An 18,714-nucleotide genomic window follows, 5' to 3' on the forward strand; every position below is an offset into this window, starting at 1 on the left:
CCGGGAGGTCAGACCACCCGGCGCATCCAGCCGTGGACGTCCTCGGCGCGCCCGTACTGGATGTCCAGCATGTGCTCGCGGATCGCGAGGGTCTGCTTGCCGGGCGTGCCGGTGCCGATGGTGAACGCGTAGCCCTCGCCCTTGGACTCGCCCTTGAAGCCGACGATCGGGGTGACCACCGCGGCCGTCCCGGCGGCGAACACCTCGGTGACCGTGCCGTCGGCGGCACCGGAGCGCAGCTCGGAGAGGGTGATCGGGCGCTCCACCGGCGTCAGCCCGAACTCGCCCGCCAGGGACAGGATCGAGTCCCTGGTCACCCCGTCGAGGATGTTGCCGAGGGCGGGGGTGACCAGCTCGCCGGCCGAGGTGACCAGGCACAGGTTCATCGTGCCGGACTCCTCCAGGTCCCCCTCGCCGCCGGTGTCGTCCAGGAACAGCACCTGGTCGCAGCCGTTCTTCCGGGACTCGATCTGCGCCGCCAGGCTGGAGGCGTAGTTGCCGCCGCACTTGGCGGCGCCGGTGCCGCCCCGCCCGGCACGGGTGTAGTTGCTGCTCACCCAGAGCGTGATGCCGGTGACCCCGCCCGCGAAGTACGGACCGGCCGGGCTGGCGATGACCGAGTAGGCGATCTGCTCGGCGGGCCGGACCCCGAGGAAGGCCTCCGAGGCGAACATGAACGGCCGCAGGTAGAGGCTCTTCTCGTCCGGGGAGCTCGGCACCCACGCCTCGTCCGCGCGGACCAGCTCCTCGACGCTGGTGAGGAAGTCCTCCTCCGGCAGCACCGGCAGGGCGAGCCGCTCGGCGGAGCGGGCGAAGCGGCGGGCGTTGAACTCCGGGCGGAACAGCCAGACGCTGCCGTCGGCGTGCCGGTAGGCCTTCAGCCCCTCGAAGATCTCCTGGGCGTAGTGCAGCACGGCGGCGCTCGGGTGCAGCGAGTACGGCGCCAGCGCGGTGACCTTGTGGTCGTGCCAGCCCTCGGCGGGCGTCCAGGTGGCCGAGGCCATGTGGTCGGTGAAGAACTTGCCGAAGCCCGGCGCGGCGAGGATTGTGCGTCGCTCCTCCTCGGAAACGGGACCGGTCGTCCGGGACAGAGGGAAAGCGCGACTCATCGTCAACTCCTCAACACCGCTGTGGATTCTGTGCGAACCGACGCCAACGACCGGCGTCATACCCGTCATGCTAACGGTCGTCAGCCGGACGTGATACGGCGCGGTCCGGTCGGGTCCGGAACCGTCGCCCTCCCCGGAGCCCGCGGCTCCGGAATTCCCGTCCTACCGGTGGCCGCCGTGGAGGTCGCCGACCAGGCCGTCCAGGGTGCCGCGCAGGGCCCCGGAGTTCGCCTGGTCGAACCAGGTGGTGCGCACCCGCTCGTTGCTCCCGCCCGGGGTCTCGTGCTCGGCCGCGAGCCGCTCCAGCGACCGCGTCCCGTCGGCCAGGGAGCGGCCGACGTCCTGGTAGAGGCCGCGGACGAAGCGGTCGGCGTCCGCCGCGGGGATGCCCTGGTCGGTGGCCCAGGAGACGAGCGTGGCGAGGAACGCGTAGTGGGTGGTCTGGGTCGAGGTGACCGCGGACAGGACGTTGAGGGCCGCCTCGTCCGCGACCGGCAGCGCCCCGCCCAACAGCTCGAACAGGGCGTCCGCGTCCGGGTGGGAGGGCTGGACGACGGTGAGGCAGCGGCGCTCCCGGACGGTGGGCAGCGGGATCGCGTGGGTCAGCGCGGCGCCGGTGGCCAGCACCCGGCGCAACTCCTCGGAGGCGACGCCCGGGATCACGTTGACCACGACCCGGTCGTCGGGGACGACCAGCCCGGCCAGGGCCGCCCGCCAGTCCTGGCGGCGCAGGGCGACGATCACCAGGTCGGAGCCGTCCACCACCTCCTGGTTGTCGGCGCACACCCGCACGCCGTCGTAGCGCTCCGCCAGCTCGGCGGCGGTGCGGGCGCCCCGCGGGGAGAGCAGGACCTCTAGCCCGGGCTCCTCCCCGTGGCGCAGGCCCATCACGATGGCCCGGCCGATCTCGCCCACTCCGATGATGCCGATGCGCTGCACGGTGACTGCCTCCGTCGTCCGGTACGGATCTTCTCCGCAGCAGTGTGGCCGCTGTGGCACCCGGTGGCCAGGGGCCCCGGTCAGCCGTGCGGGACGAGGGCGACCGGGCACCGGACGTGGTGGATCGCGGCGTGGGCGACCGGGCCGAGGTGGGCGCCGAGGAGGGTGCGGCGGACGCGGCGGCCGACGACGAGCAGCCGGGCCCCGGCCGCCGCGTCCACCAGGGCGACGGAGGCGCTGCCCTGGATCAGGTCGGCGGTCACCGCCACCTCGGGGTGGCGCTCCCGCCAGGGGGTCACCTGCTCGGCGAACCGGGCCCGGTCGACGGAGGCGAGTTCGCCCAGCCCGCCGACGGCCTCGAGTGCCGTGTACTGGCTGGAGGCCGGCGGCGACCAGACGTGCACCACCCGCAGCGGCGCCCGGCGCCGGGCGGCCGCGTCGAAGGCGAAGGCCAGCACGTCGTCCATCGGATGGGCGAGGTCCAGGCCCACCAGCACCGGGCCCTCCGACTCCTCCGCCTCGGCCCGGACCAGGACCACCGGGCAGCCCGCCCGGCGCAGCACCTCCTGGCTCACCGAGCCGACCAGGAAGCCGCGCACCGCGCCCAGCCCGCGCGAGCCCAGGACGAGCAGGGCGGCCGACTTGCCGACGGCCTCCAGCGCCTCGGCCGGGTCGGTCGGGACGATCGCCGAGGTGACCGGCCCGTCGCCGGCCAGCGGGCGCAGCTCCCGCGCCCGCAGCTCCAGCCGGTCCAGGGCGTCGCGGTACGTCTCCTCGCTGCCGACCACGTCCCGGTGCGGCCAGGGCCAGGCCTCCAGGAGGTCCAGCGGGCAGCCGCGGCGCCGCGCCTCCCGGGCGGCCCACTCGGTGGCGGCGAGGCTCTCGGGCGAGCCGTCGAATCCGGCGACGACGGGTGCGGTCATGGTCTGCTCCTCATCCGCGCAGCGTGTCCAGGGCGGCGTTCAGCCGCCGCGCCGCCTCGTCCGCGACCTCGCCCAGCCCGCCTCCGGACCCGGCCAGGGCGACCATCGTCTGCGGGTCGACGGCCTCCACCACCGTGGCGTCGCCGTCCGTCCGGACCACCACGTTGCAGGGCAGCAGCAGCCCGATCCGGCGGTCGGCCTGGAGCGCGCGGTGGGCGAGGGCGGGGTTGCAGGCGCCGAGGATCAGGTAGTCCTCGACCTCCGCGCCGATCTTCTCGCGCAGCGTCGCCCGGACGTCGATGGTGGTCAGGACGCCGAAGCCCTGCTCCTTGAGCGCGGCGGTGACCGCCTCCACCGCCTGCGCGAACGGCCGGTCGAGCCGTACGCCGAGACCGTAGTCCATGGTTCCTCCGGGGGTGTCGGGTGGCCTGGGAGGTCGCGGCCCCAGTATCGGCGGACGCCGCGCCCGCCGCCTCCCGGGGCCGAGCCGCGGCGGTGCCGGCGGTGACGTACGGCGAGGACCGCCGGGCGGTGGCGGCGCGGGTCGGCAGGACCGCCGGGCCCGCGCACGGTCCGTCAGGCGGACGCCGCCGAGGCCCTCCGGCTGTCACGGGGGCCGGCGGGGGGCCGCTGCCTCATGCACCCGGGACAACGGGTGGAGCAGACTTCAGGGATATGCGGGAGCCCGACGACGAAGGGGCGGACTCATGGCTGCGGAGAGCGTGCGAAGAGCCTGGTGGCGGCCTCGGTCCGGTCCTGCGGAGCGACAACTGGCCGCGGCCGGGCTGTGCGCGCTCGTCTGCGTGGTGGCCGGCGGGCTGTGGGTCGGGTACGTGCTGAGCCACCTCGGCGCGCCCGGGGTCTCGGTGCCCACCCACGACCTGGCGGTGCTCGGGTACGGCCTCGCCGCCGTCGCCGGTGGAGTACTGCTGCACGCCCACCGGCCGGGGAACCAGCTCGGCTGGGTGCTGCTCGTGTACGGGGCGGCGACGATCCTCCCGGTCGCGGCCGAGGCCCCGATCTGGGTCGAGGGGGGCGACCCGCGCATGGTCGGGGCGGTGGTGGTGCTGTCGTCACTGTGCGACACCGTCAGCGGAGCCCTGTGGCACGCGCTGCCGCTGTGGCTGCCGTTCGGGACGCTGCCGAGCAGGCGGTGGTGGTTCGCGATCGGCGCCGTGGCCCTGTGGCGGCTGCCCCCGGCGAGCTACTACGTCTCCGAGCCGACCGTGTTCGGCCGGCCCAACCCGTTCGCGGGCAGCGGCCTCGCGCACCTGCTGCAGGGCTTCAACGACCGGATGCTCGACACCCAGCTCGTCGTGTACGTCGCGCTGACCGTCCTGGTGGTGCTCGTCCCGCTCGCGCGGATCCGCGGGGCGTCCCGGCGGCGCCGGCAGAACGTCCTGATCGGCCTCGGGGTGTACCTGCTGTGGGGCGGGGCCGAACTCGGCTACTACTTCGACCAGGGCACGGCCGCGTACACCGCGTTCGCGGTCACCTCGGCGCTGTGGACGCTCACCCTGGCCGCCGTGGTGGTCCGGGACGGGTCCTGGCGGCTCGACCGGGCCGCCCGGCGGGTGCTGACCGGCCTGCTGGTGGCCGCCGGGCTGGCCGTGGCCTTCGTAGTGGTGGCCTGCCTGCTCTCCACCATGCTGATGCCCGGGACCGGCCTCGGGGCGCTGGTGGTGGTCGCCGCGGTCTTCCTGCTCGCGACCGGCCTGCCCCGGGGCGTGCGCTGGGCCTCCGGCGTCGTCGACCGCTGGTACTACGGCTCGCGCGCCCAGCCGTACCAGGTGCTGCGCAGCCTCGCCGGGAGGGTCAGCCAGACCGTCGACCCGCAGGAGGTGCCGGCCGTGCTGTGCCGCACCGTCAGTGAGGAACTGCTGCTCCCCGGCGTGGAGTTGACCGTCTCCACGCGGAGCGGCGAACGGTCGCTGGCGGCCGTCGGGGAGCTCACCGGCGGCGGCGAGGGCTTCCCGCTGGTGCACCGCGGGGAGCGGATCGGACGGCTCGCCGTCGCCCCGCGCCCGGGGCAGCGGGCGCTCGACGACAGCGACCGCGACATCCTGCGCTCGCTCGCCGACCAGGCCGCGCCCGCCGTCGCCTCGCTCCAGCTGATGGCGGACCTGCGGGCCAGCCGCGAGCGGATCGTCGCCGCCCGCGAGGAGGAGCGGCGCCAGCTGCGCCGGGACATCCACGACGGCCTCGGCCCGCTGCTGGCCGGGCTGCGGCTGCGCCTCCAGGCCGCCGCCGCGGTGGACGACCCGGCGCTCTTCTCCGGCGTGCTGGACCGGGTCGCGGACGACCTCGCCACGGCGGTCCGGGAGGTCCGGCGGATCACCGACCGGCTCGGGCCCACGGCGCTGGGCGACTACGGCCTGTCCACTGCGCTCGGCCGGCTCGCCGAGACCTTCAGCGGCCCGGACCTCGCCGTCGCCACCCGGCTGGAGCCCGACCCGCTGCCGGCGCTGCCCGCCGCCGTCGAGGTCGCGGTCTACCGGATCACCGCGGAGGCGCTCAACAACGTGGTGCGCCACGCCCGGGCGAGCAGCGCCACGGTGTCCGTGCGGGTGGACGCCGGGCACCTGGAACTCGAGGTCGAGGACGACGGGCGGGGCCCGGACCACGGGATCCCGGTGCACCCGGGGGTGGGGCTGCAGTCGATGTCGGAGCGGGCCGCGGAGATCGGCGGCAGCTGCACCGTGGACGCCCTGCGGCGCGGCACCCGGGTGCACGCGGTGCTCCCGCGCAGGCCCGCGAGCGGCTGAGGGGCTGGTCCTTCCCGGCCGGGGGCCAACGAAGAGGCCCCCGGCGCGACGGGTGACGGCCGGGGGCGGGATCGGTGCTTCCGAGGAAGGGGAGGACGAGGGGGTCAATGGCAGTTGGGGGGAGTGCAGCCGTGGGGGTGGCTGCCGGGGGACGAGCTGCTGCCGGGGCCGGGACGGTGGCTCCGTCCCGTCTCCGAGGCGCTCTCGCCGCCCCGGACCGGGCACTTGCACGCCCGGAGGGCGGCGGCGATGCTCACCGCGGCGAAGACCGCGGCGACGCCGGCGGCCATCAGCGCGGTGTTGGCCGTTCTGTCGGTCATGGGGTCCTCCACGGGGTTCCGCAGGCGGTCCGCTTCAACCCGCACCCCCATGCCACCGCCCGTCCCGCCCCAGCCGCATGAGGCCACGGTCCTGTCCCGGTCCCGACGTGCGGGAACTCCATCGGATCGAACGCATGATCGAAATTCTGATATGCGGCGTCGGCGGGAACGGGTTCGTTCACTAACATCGACAGTGGCCCCCCGCGATGTCCGTGATATACGAAATGCTTCACCGTGCGCGCGGCCGACCAGGGATGTCCCGGAGATCCGCGGGCGAATGCGGGGAGCGACGGGGATCGAGGAAAGGCGATTGAAGAAGGTGCGCAACCATGACCGCTGAGACGGATACCGGACACGGACCGGTGACGGGCGCCCCGCTGCGGCGGCGCGGCGAGGCGCTGGAGAGCGCCATCTACGAGGCGGTCCTCCAACAGCTCACCACCGACGGCTACGCCCGGCTCACCATGGAGGGGGTGGCCGCCGCCGCCCAGACCGGCAAGGCCGCGCTCTACCGCCGCTGGTCCTCCAAGGAGGAGCTGGTCATGGACGCGCTGCGGGCCAGCCTGCCGCCCTCCGGCCCGGCCCCCGACACCGGCAGCCTGCGCGGGGACCTGCTGGAGGTGGTCACCCGGCTGCGGGCGGCGATGGTCAGCGAGCTGGGCGCCGCGGTGCGGGCCATCATGAGCGAGCTCGACCACCAGCGGGCGCACGCCTTCGTGGAGATCGTGCTGGAGCGGGTGGTCGAGCCGACGACGGCGCTGCTCGCCGAGGTGCTGGACCGCGGCACCACGCGCGGCGAGGTCCGCGCCGGGGCGGTCACCCCGCTGGTCACCGACCTGGTGCCGGCGCTGATGCTGTACCGGATCAAGATGTGCGGCGGGGAGGCGACGCAGCTCGATCCGGCGGAGATCGTGGACGAGCTGCTGCTGCCGATCGTCCGCCCCTGACGGGGGCGCTCCCGGGTACGCCGGGAAATCCGCGGGCCGCCGGCGGAATCCCACGGGTGTGTTCCTGTGTTCCGGACGGAATTCCCGTGGGATTCGGCGGTGGCGGTGGCGGTGGCGGTGGCGGTGGCGGTCCGTGCCGGGCCCGGGCTCGGGCGCCCGGGCCCGCCGCGGCTCAGGCCCCGCTGTGGCGGAGCATGGACTCGCGCTCGACGACCTTGACCCGCTCGCGCTGCTCGGCCTCGCCGAGCGCGCGCTCGTGGGCGTCCAGCAGCTTCCAGCCGTCCCAGGTGGTGAAGCGGACGCCCTGCGCGCGCAGGTGCTCCTCGACGGCCGCCGGCTCCGGTTCGACGGCGCCGGGCAGGCGGTCGGCCGCGTGGTCGTCCAGCAGGCAGGCGACGGTCTCGTTGGCGTCGCCCTTGGTGTGGCCGATCAGGCCGACCGGGCCGCGCTTGATCCAGCCGGTGACGTACGTGGCGGTGCGGTGCGAGCCGTCGCCGTCCAGGACCCGTCCGGCCTGGTGCGGGACGGTGCCCGAGGCCGGGTCGAAGGGCAGCTTGGGCAGCTCGTCGGAGTAGTAGCCGACCGCGCGGTAGACCGACTGGACGTCCCAGTCGGTGAAGGCGCCGGTGCCGCGCACGTTGCCGGTGCCGTCCAGTTCGGTGCGCTCGGTGCGCAGGCCGACCACCTTGCCGTCCTCGCCGAGCACCTCGACCGGGGACTCGAAGAAGTGCAGGTACACCCGGTGCGGGCGGTCGCCGACGTCGCGGATCGCCCAGTTCTCCAGCGTCGAGGCGACCAGGTCGACGTGCTTGACCGCGCGGCGCTCGGCGATCGAGCCGTCGTCGTACTCGATGTCCTCGGGGGCGACGATCACCTCGATGGTGGGGGAGTGGTCCAGCTCGCGCAGTTCCATCGGGCTGAACTTGGCCTGGGCGGGGCCGCGGCGGCCGAAGACGTGCACCTCGACGGCCCGGTTGCGCCGCAGGCCCTCGTAGACGTTCGGCGGGATCTCGGTGGGCAGCAGCTCGTCGGCGGTCTTGGCGAGGACCCGGGCGACGTCCAGGGCGACGTTGCCGACGCCGAGCACGGCGACCTTCTCGGCCTCCAGCGGCCAGGTCCGGGGCACGTCCGGGTGGCCGTCGTACCAGGAGACGAAGTCGGCCGCGCCGTAGGAGCCGTCGAGGTGGATGCCGGGTATGTCCAGGGCGCGGTCGGCCATCGCGCCGGTGGAGAAGACCACGGCGTCGTAGAAGCGGTGCAGGTCGTCCAGGGCGAGGTCGTTCGGGTAGTCGACGTTGCCGAACAGCCGGACCTGGGGCTTGTCGAGCACCTGGTGCAGGGCGGTGACGATGCCCTTGATGCGCGGGTGGTCGGGGGCGACCCCGTAGCGGATCAGACCGAACGGGGCGGGCATCCGCTCGAACAGGTCGATGGAGACACCGGGGTCCTGGGCGGCGTCGGACTTCAGCAGGGCATCCGCGGCGTAGATGCCGGCGGGGCCGGCTCCGACGATCGCGACTCGGATCGGGCGGGGCATGACGAGTGGTCCTCCGGTCGGGCGCGATGCAAACGTGGTCTGAACCTTTGTAGCAAACCCTACGGATGACCTGGGAAGTAGGTGGTGATGATCTATGGGGTCATAGGGCTGGCCTATGGCCTCGGCGCGGGTCCGGCCGGGGCTCCGACGGCGTCCCGGCGGTGTCCCGGCGGCTTCGGATGGGGCTCTACCGGCGGCCCGTGCGGGCCGGTAGCGTCGCCGGGTGACCACCACCACCGCCTCCGCGGCGGGCTCCGGCCGCGCCCGGCCGCCGCTGGTGACGTGGGCGCTGCTGGTGCGCCTCGTCTCCCTCTTCGGCTGCACCACCGGGTTCAACCTGCTGCTCTCCGCCGTCCCGTTGTACGCCCAGGAGTCCGGCGGCGGCGAGCACGCGGCGGGTCTGGCCACCGGCGCGCTGATGTTCGCCACCGTGGTCGGCGAGCTGGCCACCCCGTCGCTGACCGCGAGGTTCGGCCACCGCTGGGCGCTGGCGGCCGGGCTGGTGCTGCTGGGCGCGCCCACCCTGGTGCTCGCCTGGACCGGCGGCATGGCGGCGGTGGTCGCGGTCTGTCTGCTGCGCGGGCTCGGCTTCGCCGTCGCGCTGGTCGCGGGCGGGGCGCTGACCGCCGCGCTGATCCCGGCCGAACGGCGCGGCGAGGGGCTCGCCCTGGTCGGGCTGGTCTCCGGGCTGACCGCCCTGGCCGGTCAGCCGCTCGGTGTCTGGCTGGCCCAGCACGTCGGCTGGGGCTGGGTGTTCGCGATCGGCGCGGCGGCGCCGCTGGCCGCCGTCGTCTCCGTCCCGGCGCTGCCGGACCGCACCCGGGCCGACGGGCCGACGGTGGGCCTGCGGGAGGGGCTGCGCAGCGGCGCGCTGCTGCGCCCGGCCGTGGTGTTCGGCGCGACGGCGCTGGCGGCCGGGATCCTGGTCACCTTCCTGCCGCTGGCCGTGCCGTCCGCCGCCGCCGTCGCGGCGGCGCTGCTGGTCCAGCCCGCGGCCGCGACGGCGACCCGCTGGCTGGCCGGGCGGTACGGGGACCGCCGGGGCGCGTCCGGGCTGGTGCTGCCCGCCCTGCTGGTCTGCGCCGGCGGGGTGCTGCTGCTGGCCTCGACGGGCAGCCCGGTCGCCGTGGTGGCCGGGGCCACGGTGTTCGGCGCGGGCTTCGGCGTCGCGCAGAACGCGACGCTGACGCTGATGTACGCCCGGGTGCCGCCCGCCGGGTACGGCACCGTGACGGCCCTGTGGAACGTCGCCTTCGACGGGGGCATGGGCGTCGGCGCCGTCGCCTTCGGCGCGGTCGCGGGCGCGACGGGCTACCCGTGGGCGTTCGTGCTCACCGCGGCGGTGATGCTCGCCGCGCTCGCCCCGGCCTGGCGCGACCGGAGGACCAAGGGGTAGCCGGTCCCGGACCTCACTCCCGCGGGGCCGGACGGGCCGGTGTGTTCAGACCGCTTCCCAGGGGATCACGGCCCAGGCGGCGGCGAGGGCTTCGGCCAGGGCGCCCCCGTCGGCGGGGAAGGAGGTGCCGTCGATGGCGGCCAGCGGCTGGCAGGGGCAGATCGAGTTGGTCGCCGCGGCGGCGCCCAGGCCCGGCAGGTCGTCGACGGTCAGGGGCCGGACCTCCCAGGGCAGCCCGAGCCGGGTCAGACCGTGCCGCAGCAGCTGCATCGTGATGCCGGGCAGTACGTCCGCCTCCGGCCAGACGACCTGCCGGCCGTCCCAGAAGGCGACGTTCCAGATCGAGCCCTCGCTCAGGCGCCCGTCCCGCCCGACGAACAGGACGTCGTCGAAGCCCGCGGCCCGGGCCTGGAGGGGCTGGTAGCTCAGGCCCATCGTCGCGAGGTGCTTGACGTGGGGAAGTTCGCGTTCGTACGTCACCGTGCGGACGCGCGGCGCGGGTTGGGGCGCGTCGGGGACGGGGTCGGAGACGGCCACCATGACGTCGGGCGACAGCGGGTCGTCGAGCCGCGCGGCGACGGTGACCCGGACCGACGCGTCACGGTCCGCGCCGAGCGCCCGTCCGATCAGCCCCCGGATCGTTCCGCCGTCGCACGCGATCCCCTCGCCGAACAGCGCGCGCGACGCCGTCTCCAGCCGCTCCAGGTGCAGGTCCAGGCCGCGGACCGCCCCGTCGCGCACCTGCATCGACGTGAAGTGCCCGAAGTTCCGCGTCGCCACCCGGTACACGCTCTCCGCGTCCGCCCGGCGGCCGTTGATCTCTATGGTCAGCACCCGCGCCATGCTTCCACAGCGGGGCCCGTCCGGCCCCGGGTTTCCGCTCCGGGGGCACCGGCGGCCCGGGGGCGCGGACCGACACGCACGGGGCCGGGCCGTTGCTCGACTTGCCGGGGGCCGGGCGCTTGGATGGATCCGCCCTGGTCAACGCCCGGACGCGGCCAGACGGCCCCCGGCCAGCCGAGGAGTCACCACCGTGAACGACACCCCCGACCCCGCCGCCGTCGCCCGTCGGATCGCCGAACGGCGCGAGCAGCTGGGCCTCAGCGAGGAGGCCCTGGCCAACCGGGCCGCGATGGCCCCCCGCTACCTGCGGTGCCTGCTGGAGGCGGGGCCCGGCTTCGACCCGGCGGGCTTCGTCCGGATCGCCGCCGCCCTCGACACCACCCCGGGCGAGCTGCGGTCCGGCCGTGCCGACGCCGCGCCCGGCCAGGGCGGCCCCGGCCCGCGCCCCCGGCTGCTCGACCTCACCGAGCCGGAGTGCTGGCAGCTGGTCGGCGGCCACGGCATCGGCCGGATCGCCCTGCCGGTCGAGCCGGGGCCGGTGGTGCTGCCGGTCAACTACGTGGTGGACCAAGGCTCCTTCGCCTACCGCACCGGCGAGCACGACGCCGCCGCCCCGGTGGAGGGGGCCGCGGTCTCCTTCCAGGTCGACCACATCGACGAGTACCTCGGGCGCGGCTGGAGCGTGCTCGCCCTCGGCCCGGCGCACTACGTGGACGACCCCGCCGAGCTCGACCGGCTGGCCGGGCTGCCCGGCGCGGCCCCCTGGGCGGGCGGGGTGCGGCCGCGCTGGGTGCGGATCCGCCCGGAGGAGGTCAGCGGCCGGCGGCTGGTCACGGGGTGAGGCGGGCCGAGGACGCGGGTGCCGCGACGGGCCGTGGACGAGCGCCGGCAAGGGACGGGAACGAGTGCCGGCAAGGGGCGGGAACAAGCGTCGGTACGGCCCGTGGACGGGTGGCCCCGATGACTGGTAAGCAGGCCGGAGACGGCCGGTCCGTCCGGGCCGCCGTCCGGGACGTACCACCAGGAGAGCAGGGGCGATGCGCAGAGTTCTGATCGTCGGCGCAGGGCAGGCCGGACTCCAACTGGCCCTGGGGCTACAGGCGCACGGCTACGACGTGACCGTGCTGACCGACCGCGGCCCGGAGGAGGTGCGCGGCGGTCGGGTGATGTCCAGCCAGTGCATGTTCGACTCCGCGCTGCGCACCGAGCGGGCCCTCGGCCTGGACCTGTGGGCCGACCGGGCGCCCCGGATCGAGGGCCTCGGGGTGTCGGTCGCCGGGCCGGAGGCGGAGCGGGCGGTGGACTGGGTCGGGCGGCTGGACGCCTACGCGCAGTCCGTCGACCAGCGGCTGAAGATGTCCACCTGGCTGGAGCTGTTCGCGGAGCGCGGCGGCCGGGTGGAGCTGCGCCAGGTGACCGCGGCCGACCTGCAGAACCTGGTCGGCTCGTACGACCTGGTGCTGGTCGCCTCCGGAAAGGGCGCGCTGGCCTCGCTGTTCGAGCGCGACCACGAGCGCTCCCCGTACGAGCGGCCGCAGCGCGCGCTGGCGGCCAGCTATGTGCACGGGCTCGGTCCGCGCCCCGAGCACGACTACCCGGCGGTGCGCTGCAACCTGGTGCCGGGCGTCGGCGAGCTCTTCCTGGTGCCGGCGCTGACCGAGGCCGGCCCGTGCGACGCCATGGTCTGGGAGGCGATTCCCGGCGGCCCGGCGGACGCCTTCGACGGGATCCGCGATCCCGCCGAACACCTGCGGGTGACACTGGAGTTGATGAAGGCCTTCACGCCTTGGGAGTACGACCGCACCCGCGCCGGCGTCGAACTCACCGACGCCGGAGCGACGCTGGCCGGGCGCTTCGCCCCGGGGGTGCGCCGTCCGATCGGCGAACTGCCCGGCGGTGGCACGGTGCTGGGCGTCGCGGACGTGGTCGTCCTCAACGACCCGATCGCGGGCCAGGGCTCCAACAACGCCGCCAAGTGCGCCGCCGGCTACCTGGCGGCGATCCTCGCCCACGGCGACAGGCCCTTCGACCGGGCCTTCCAGCAGGCGGCCTTCGACGGGTTCTGGCGAACCGCCGCCCCCTCCACCACCTGGAGCAACGAACTGCTCGCCCCGCCGCCCCCGCACGTCCTCCGGATCCTCGGGGCGGGGGGTTCGCTGCCCGCCGTGGCCCACCGGTTCGCCAACGCCTTCAACGACCCGGCGGACCTGGAGGAGTGGTACTTCGACCCGGCCAGGGCGGAGGCCTACCTGGCCTCGGTTGCGGCGGAGGACTGAAAGGTCAAGTTCTTCCCAAGTTCCGTACAAGCAAACGCCCTTCGTGGTGGGTTCTTCTCGCCCCCACCCGAGGGGCGCCTCCGGCCCGGCACCACGGGCCGGGCGGGCGAAGCGGACACCAGGAGGAGAGCCAGTGGCGGTCGACGGGGGCAACATGGCCCAGGCAGTGATCGATACGGCGTACAACGAGCGCAAACGGCTGCACACCGGGCGCAGTCGGACCGTCGCCGTGGTCCTGTTCGGGTTGTTGATCGCACTCGGCTTCTTCCTGGCCCTGGTGGTCGGCAAGGCGGACCCGGACACCCCGCCGACCTGTGACGGCAAGACCATGACCCGGCACAGCGAGTGCCGGATATGGTCCAGCCGCGGCGGCGGGGGCACCTATTCGTACGACGAGATGATCGACCGTCGGGAGTCCGGGAACGGCGTGTGGCGGGTGGTCGGCTTCGGCGGCGCGGGCGTGGCCGCCGTCCTGATGGTCGTCTCGATCGCCAAGCTCAACCCGAACCGCCCGTGGGGCCAGCCGGTCGGTGCCGCCTGCCCGCGCTGCCGGGAGCTCAACCTGCGCGAGAAGCACACCGTGCACAGCGTCACCCGGGGCCGGACCACCCACCGCTACAGCGGCATCGTCACCCTCTGCACCCCGGCCTGCGGGTTCTCCGCGATCCGCCAGCGCTGACCGGCGCCCCTGGGCCCTGCGGTCCGGCGCCGCGGGGGCCGCGGTCCGGGACCGCACGGCCCCGGGAGCCCGAATAGGTCCTCCCGCTCCCACCGGCTACGCTCGACCCCCGTCGAACAAACGATGGGGTGGACCGAGTGGGCAGGTGGGAGCGGGCGCTGGACGCGGCCGGGGTGCGGGATGCCGGGCTGCGGGCCGACTACGGCCGGCAGCGGGAACAGGTCGCCCGGTACAAGCGGGAGGTCGCGCTCGCCGCCGACCTGCTGCTGCCCGCCCGGACGGTCCCGCACGTGATCGCCGCCGCCGCCTTCATGCACCGCACCGACACCCTGCTCGACAGCGGCCCGCTCGCCGAACGCCGGGCGGCCTCCGCCCGCTGGCAGCGGCTGGTCACCGACAGTCTCGCCGCGGGCCGCACCGACGACCCCGAGCTGCGCCCCCTGCTGAACAGCGTCGCCGCCCACCCCGTGCTGCGGGACCGGGTGCTGGACTTCCTCGCCGCGACCGGGGCCGACCTGGACTTCACCGGGTTCGCCACCGAGGAGGACCACCAGGCCTACATCGACGGGTACTCGCTGCCCGGCTTCATGGTGGTTGCCGCCCTGCTCGGCCCGGACGGGGACCAGCGCGACTACCGCGCCGCCTGCCGCACCTTCATCGACGGCAGCCAGCGGCTCGACTTCGTCAACGACCTCGCCGAGGACCTCGCCGAGGGCCGGCTGACCATCCCCGAGCAGACCCTCCGGGAGCACGGCGTCACCCGAGCCGACCTGGAACAGGCCCGCGACCTGCCCGCCGTACGGGCCCTGCTCGCCGCCCTGCTCGACCGGGCCGACCGCAGCCTCGCCGAGGGCCGGGCCGTGATCGACCGGGTGCCGCCCGCCCACCGCCCGATGGTCCGCTGCATCGTCGGCGTGGAGGAGCTCACCAGCGCCGCCGCCCGCGCCGACCTCGGCGCCCTGCTGCGCCGTTCGGCGGGCCCGGCGAAGCCCGCCGCGCTGCGCCTGCTGGCCCGCGAGTACCTCCGGGCCCGCCGCGTGCGCGGCTGACCGGCTCGTGTCGTCCCGGTGGGCGCGGGCGGGAGCCGGCGTCCACAAACGGAACCTCCCTTTGTCGTAGTCGATCCGGCGGGTCCGTCAGCTCCCTGTCCCGGGTCGGGTGGCCTGGCTAGCATGAGCGCGCTCAGCACGCAGGACCCAACCACCTGAATGATTGGGAGGACCCCCATGAGTGCCCTGCTGACCGACATCCGCGACGCCGGCCCGCTGGAGATCGACGAGGACGCCATCGTCTTCGAGGACGAGTTCGACGCCGACCTCGCGCCCGCCGCCTGCCTGGGCGAGCCGTGGGTGACCTACGTCCCGACCCGCTTCCCCTGTGAGTTCAACGCCTGATCCACCCGGATCCGAACGAACGGCGGACCACGGCGGACCGGGGGAGGACGGAACCATGAACGCACCGCCCGACCCCGGCTCCGCCGAGGCGCACCAGGACGCACTGCGGGAGCAACTGGGCAGCAGGGCCGAGCAGTTGGCCGCCCGCGCGCCCGGCCCGCACCGCCCGCTGCGCACCGACGGCCAGTGGTGGTACCTCCGGGACCCGCGCATGCCGGAGCTCGCCCACGGCTGGAAGCTGCACCTCTCCGCCCGCCCGGACGGCTTCGAAGCGCTGCTGGACACGGCGCTCCCGATCCTGCTCGGCCGGGTCTGCGACGTGAAGTTCGCGGTGAGCACGGCCGCGCTGTGGGAGCTCAACAGCGGCCGGCACGGCGCCGCCGCCGTGGGCAAGGCCGTCACGGTCTACCCCCGGCCCGAGGAAGTCCGCGCCCTGGGGCTGGAGTTGGCGCAGGCGCTGGCCGGCCGGGAGGGCCCCGCCGTGGTCAGCGATCGCCGGGTCCGGCCGGACGCCCCGGTGCACTACCGCTACGGCCCGTTCCGGGTCACCGACGATGAGGCCCAGGCCGGCATGGCCGGCCCGGACGGCGCGCTGTTCCCCGGCCTCGCCGAGGCCCGCTACCGCCGACCGCCCTGGGCGAGCGACCCGTTCGAGGCGCCCGGCGCCCCCGCCCGCCCGGCGACCACCCGGGTCGGCGACGGCCGCTACCGGATCACCGCCGGCATCACCCGCGCGCCGAGCGGCCACGTCTACCGCGCGGTCCACCTCGCCACCGGGCGCGAGGTGGTGGTCAAGCAGGCCCGGGCCTTCGTCGCCGAGGACGGCGCGGGCACCGACGCGCGCGGCCGGCTGCGGCACGAGCGCCGGGTGCTCGACGCGCTGGCCGGGGTCCCCGGAGTGCCCGCGCTGGTCGACTACTTCCGGCACGGCACCGACGAGTACCTGGTCAGCACCGCCCGCGGGCGGACCGACCTGCGCCGTGAGGTGCTCACCGCCGGCCCGTACGGCGCCGAGGCGGGAGACGCTGGCTGCGCGGGTTCCGCTGGCGGCGCGGGCGGGCGGGACTGGTGGACGCTGGCGCGCGCGTTGCTGCGGGTGCTGGACGCGGTGCACGCGCGCGGCGTGGTGGTCTGCGACCTCAAGCCCGCGAACGTCGTGCTCGACCGGGACGGCCGGCCCGCGCTGGTCGACTTCGGCGTGAGCGCCTTCGACGGCGACCGCCCGCCGGGCGCCACCGCCGGCTACGGCCTGCCCGGCGCCACCGGGGAGGACCCCACCGAGGACCACTACGCGCTGGGCGCCACCCTGCACCACGCCCTCACCGGCCTCGACCCGGTGGTGATCGACCCCGACCCGGCGACCAACCGCGACCGCACCCTGGCCTGCCTGCGCGCCGCCCTCCCGGAGCCCGGGCACCCGGCCGCGGAACTCGTCGAGGGCCTGCTGAGCCTCGACCCGGCGAGGCGTGCGGCCACGGCGGCCCGGCTGCGGGAGGGGACGGTGCCGACCCGGCGGGCCCGCCACGCCCGGTGGAACGCGGAGACCCGGCGGAGCGTCCTGGACGGCGCGCTCGACCACACCGTCACCACCTGCGTCCGGATGGCCCGCGAGCTGCTCGCCGCCGACCCGGGCGCCGAGCGGCCCCGGACCCTGCTCTCGCTGTACGACGGCGCCGCCGGCCTCGGCCTCGAACTCCTCCAGCACCCGGACCGCCCGGACGCCCGCTCCGCCGCCGCCGACCTGGCCGCCTGGACGGCCGCCCACCCGGCCCTCGACCACCTGGACGGCTCGCTCCACCAGGGCCGTACGGGCGTCGACCTGTTCCTCGCCGAGGCGGCCGCCGCGCTGGGCACCCAGCCCCCGGCGCCCCGCCGGTACGAGGGCACGGGCGTCGACCAGATCGCGGGGACGGCCGGGATCGGCACCGGGCACCTGCTGCTCGCCGGGCTCGGCCCGGAGACGGGAGCGCACCGGGCGGCGGCGGCCGACTGCGCCGCCGAACTGGTCGGCCGTCCGCTGGACGACCTCGGGGAGGAGCCCAACCCCGGCACCGCCGCCCTCGCGGAGGGCTTCGCGCACGGCCGCGCGGGCGTCGCCCACTTCCTGCTCGCGATGCCCGACGAGGCGTCCCGGCGCACCGCCCGGGAGATCGTGGACGGCCTCGCGGCCGACCTCCCCGGCATCATCGCCGCCGCCCGCGCACCCGGGGCGACCCGCCGCTACCTCTCCTGGTGCCGGGGGCTGGCCGGGCTCGGCACCCTGCTGGTCCAGGCCGGCCGGCAGTACGGCGACGACGCGCTGACGGCGCTGGCCGCCGACGCCGCCGACACCTGCCGGACGCTCGCCCCGAGGACCGCGCAGGTCTTCCGCTGCTGCGGCCTCGCGGGCGTCGGGGACCTCTGCGTCGACCTCGCGGTGGCCACCGGCGAGGCCCGGCACTGGGCCGCCGCCCAGGAGGTGGCGGAGCTGGTCCTCACCCGGGCGGGCGGCGCGCCGAACCGGCCACTGCTGCCCGGCCGCCGGCCGGACACGGAGGCCCGGGCCTGGGCGGTCGGCACCCCCGGCGTCACGACCTTCCTGCGCCGCCTGGCCCGGCGGGGCGGCCCGGTCCCGGGGCTGCTGCCGCTGCACTGAGCGGTCCCGGGGGCGCGAGTCCGAAGGCAGGCCCACGTCCCGTCCCCGGCCGGGCTTCCGCATGCCGTCGGACGAGCGCCGCTCGACGCGGGATCCAGGATCGGTCGAGAAGCCCCGCAGGACGTCCTGGGCCGGGTTGCGTACGAGCACGCCCCGACCACGGGTGTCGATCCTGCCGAGGGCCGTTGATCCCATCCGTGTCGTCGCACGGCCGGTCCTCCCCGGCGAGCCCCGCCGACGAGTCCGCGGACCGGAAACAGGACGGACGGACGCCGCGCGGAGCCGGCGCCGGTCGCGCCCGGGCCGGGCCGTGGTCGGGGGCCCGTGGGGGGCCGCTGGAGTGCCGCTTGAGCCGGACCGGTCTTGAGCCGACGGGGTACGGGCTCCCGGCCAAGGTGCCGGTCGGCCGTACCGCCGGGCGCCGCCGGGTGCCTAGATTCGTTCTCGGGCGGCGCGAAGCCCGGGTCCGAGCGGCCCGAGTGCGGCGCACCCACGGGGGACCCGGCACATTCCGCAGCACCCGCTCGCAGGCACACCTTCCGGTCCGACCGGCACGCCTGCCCATCCGAGGGAGTTCGCCATGTCCGACACCACCACGTCCCGTACCGCTGCCACCGAGGGCCTCGACCTTCAGGACCTCGACCTCAGCGAGCTGACCGTCACCTCGCTGCGCGACACCGTCGCGCTGCCGGAGAACGGCGCGTCCTGGGGCTCCTGCTCCTGCCAGGGCTCGTCCTCCTGCGCGCAGCCGCAGCTGCCGGACGTGCCGACCGCCTGACGTCCTAGGGTCCGGTTGTACGCCGGGCCTGCCGGCCAGGCCTTCCGGGGCCGGTGCCAGCGCATCAGGACGGAACCCGGCGCGTCCACCCGGACGCGTCGGGTTCGTCCCGCGTACCCAGGCCCGTCCCGGTCGCCGCAGCCGACCAGTCCCACGAGACGCGCCGCCAGGCC

The 18,714-nt window shown here is 75.5% G+C and carries 17 protein-coding genes; 10 read left to right on the plus strand and 7 right to left on the minus strand.

All coding sequences use genetic code 11. The features are described 5' to 3' along the window. Positions 1-8: 8 nt before the first annotated feature. The 4 genes from ACFRQN_RS24555 to ACFRQN_RS24570 all read right to left on the minus strand — a co-directional run bounded on the left by ACFRQN_RS24555 (position 9) and on the right by ACFRQN_RS24570 (position 3,374). A complete protein-coding gene (locus tag ACFRQN_RS24555) occupies positions 9-1,109 on the minus strand; it encodes a branched-chain amino acid aminotransferase (protein ID WP_049652417.1) in 1,101 nt (366 codons plus the stop codon). A gap of 162 nt (positions 1,110-1,271) precedes the next feature. Next, a complete protein-coding gene (locus tag ACFRQN_RS24560; protein ID WP_380742137.1) occupies positions 1,272-2,048 on the minus strand; it encodes an NAD(P)-binding domain-containing protein in 777 nt (258 codons plus the stop codon). Between the two features lie 80 nt (positions 2,049-2,128). Further along, entirely contained in the window at positions 2,129-2,971 is an 843-nt protein-coding gene (locus ACFRQN_RS24565; protein WP_380742139.1) for a universal stress protein, read from the minus strand. 10 nt (positions 2,972-2,981) lie between these two features. Further along, complete coding sequence (locus ACFRQN_RS24570) at positions 2,982-3,374, minus strand: DUF302 domain-containing protein (RefSeq protein ID WP_049657537.1); 393 nt, start codon at positions 3,372-3,374, stop codon at positions 2,982-2,984. A 304-nt stretch (positions 3,375-3,678) separates the two neighbouring features. Between ACFRQN_RS24570 and ACFRQN_RS24575 the strand changes: the two genes are divergently transcribed. Further along, positions 3,679-5,736: an ATP-binding protein gene (locus ACFRQN_RS24575; protein ID WP_380742141.1), complete on the plus strand. Its 2,058-nt coding sequence runs from the start codon at positions 3,679-3,681 to the stop codon at positions 5,734-5,736. A gap of 104 nt (positions 5,737-5,840) precedes the next feature. Here the strand turns inward: ACFRQN_RS24575 and ACFRQN_RS24580 are convergent, their stop codons facing one another. Beyond that, a complete protein-coding gene (locus ACFRQN_RS24580) occupies positions 5,841-6,056 on the minus strand; it encodes a hypothetical protein (protein WP_049657541.1) in 216 nt (71 codons plus the stop codon). 329 nt (positions 6,057-6,385) lie between these two features. Here ACFRQN_RS24580 and ACFRQN_RS24585 point away from each other — a divergent pair, with 329 nt between their 5' ends. Further along, complete coding sequence (locus ACFRQN_RS24585) at positions 6,386-7,003, plus strand: TetR-like C-terminal domain-containing protein (protein WP_380742144.1); 618 nt, start codon at positions 6,386-6,388, stop codon at positions 7,001-7,003. Positions 7,004-7,175: 172 nt separating this feature from the next. On the opposite strand, the gene ACFRQN_RS24590 is transcribed toward ACFRQN_RS24585, so the two are convergent. Next, a complete protein-coding gene (locus ACFRQN_RS24590; protein ID WP_049657544.1) occupies positions 7,176-8,540 on the minus strand; it encodes an FAD-dependent oxidoreductase in 1,365 nt (454 codons plus the stop codon). A 223-nt stretch (positions 8,541-8,763) separates the two neighbouring features. Here ACFRQN_RS24590 and ACFRQN_RS24595 point away from each other — a divergent pair, with 223 nt between their 5' ends. Beyond that, positions 8,764-9,936 carry an MFS transporter gene (locus tag ACFRQN_RS24595; RefSeq protein WP_380742147.1) on the plus strand — a complete coding sequence of 391 codons (1,173 nt, stop codon included), beginning with the start codon at positions 8,764-8,766 and terminating at the stop codon, positions 9,934-9,936. Between the two features lie 45 nt (positions 9,937-9,981). Here the strand turns inward: ACFRQN_RS24595 and ACFRQN_RS24600 are convergent, their stop codons facing one another. Then, the gene (locus ACFRQN_RS24600; RefSeq protein ID WP_380742149.1) at positions 9,982-10,770 is read right to left on the minus strand and encodes an aminotransferase class IV; all 789 of its coding nucleotides are present in this window, start codon (positions 10,768-10,770) and stop codon (positions 9,982-9,984) included. 199 nt (positions 10,771-10,969) lie between these two features. Between ACFRQN_RS24600 and ACFRQN_RS24605 the strand changes: the two genes are divergently transcribed. The 7 genes from ACFRQN_RS24605 (at position 10,970) to ACFRQN_RS24635 (ending at position 18,541) form a co-directional block, all read left to right on the plus strand. Beyond that, positions 10,970-11,620, plus strand: a complete 651-nt coding sequence (locus ACFRQN_RS24605) for a pyridoxamine 5'-phosphate oxidase family protein (protein ID WP_074003112.1) — start codon at positions 10,970-10,972, stop codon at positions 11,618-11,620. Positions 11,621-11,816: 196 nt separating this feature from the next. Next, positions 11,817-13,055, plus strand: coding sequence for a styrene monooxygenase/indole monooxygenase family protein (locus tag ACFRQN_RS24610; protein ID WP_380742151.1), 1,239 nt, complete (start codon positions 11,817-11,819; stop codon positions 13,053-13,055). A gap of 133 nt (positions 13,056-13,188) precedes the next feature. Continuing rightward, entirely contained in the window at positions 13,189-13,734 is a 546-nt protein-coding gene (locus tag ACFRQN_RS24615; RefSeq protein ID WP_380742153.1) for a hypothetical protein, read from the plus strand. Positions 13,735-13,871: 137 nt separating this feature from the next. Then, entirely contained in the window at positions 13,872-14,783 is a 912-nt protein-coding gene (locus ACFRQN_RS24620) for a squalene/phytoene synthase family protein (RefSeq protein ID WP_380742155.1), read from the plus strand. 177 nt (positions 14,784-14,960) lie between these two features. Beyond that, positions 14,961-15,128: an SflA family class IV lanthipeptide gene (locus ACFRQN_RS24625; RefSeq protein ID WP_198959379.1), complete on the plus strand. Its 168-nt coding sequence runs from the start codon at positions 14,961-14,963 to the stop codon at positions 15,126-15,128. 55 nt (positions 15,129-15,183) lie between these two features. Next, positions 15,184-17,763: a class IV lanthionine synthetase LanL gene (gene lanL, locus ACFRQN_RS24630; protein ID WP_380742158.1), complete on the plus strand. Its 2,580-nt coding sequence runs from the start codon at positions 15,184-15,186 to the stop codon at positions 17,761-17,763. Positions 17,764-18,343: 580 nt separating this feature from the next. After that, entirely contained in the window at positions 18,344-18,541 is a 198-nt protein-coding gene (locus ACFRQN_RS24635; protein WP_049656540.1) for a thiazolylpeptide-type bacteriocin, read from the plus strand. The last annotated feature ends 173 nt before the right edge of the window (positions 18,542-18,714 follow it).

Origin of the sequence: Kitasatospora sp. NPDC056800 (assembly GCF_042789775.1) — a bacterium.
Taxonomy (GTDB): Bacteria; Actinomycetota; Actinomycetes; order Streptomycetales; family Streptomycetaceae; genus Kitasatospora.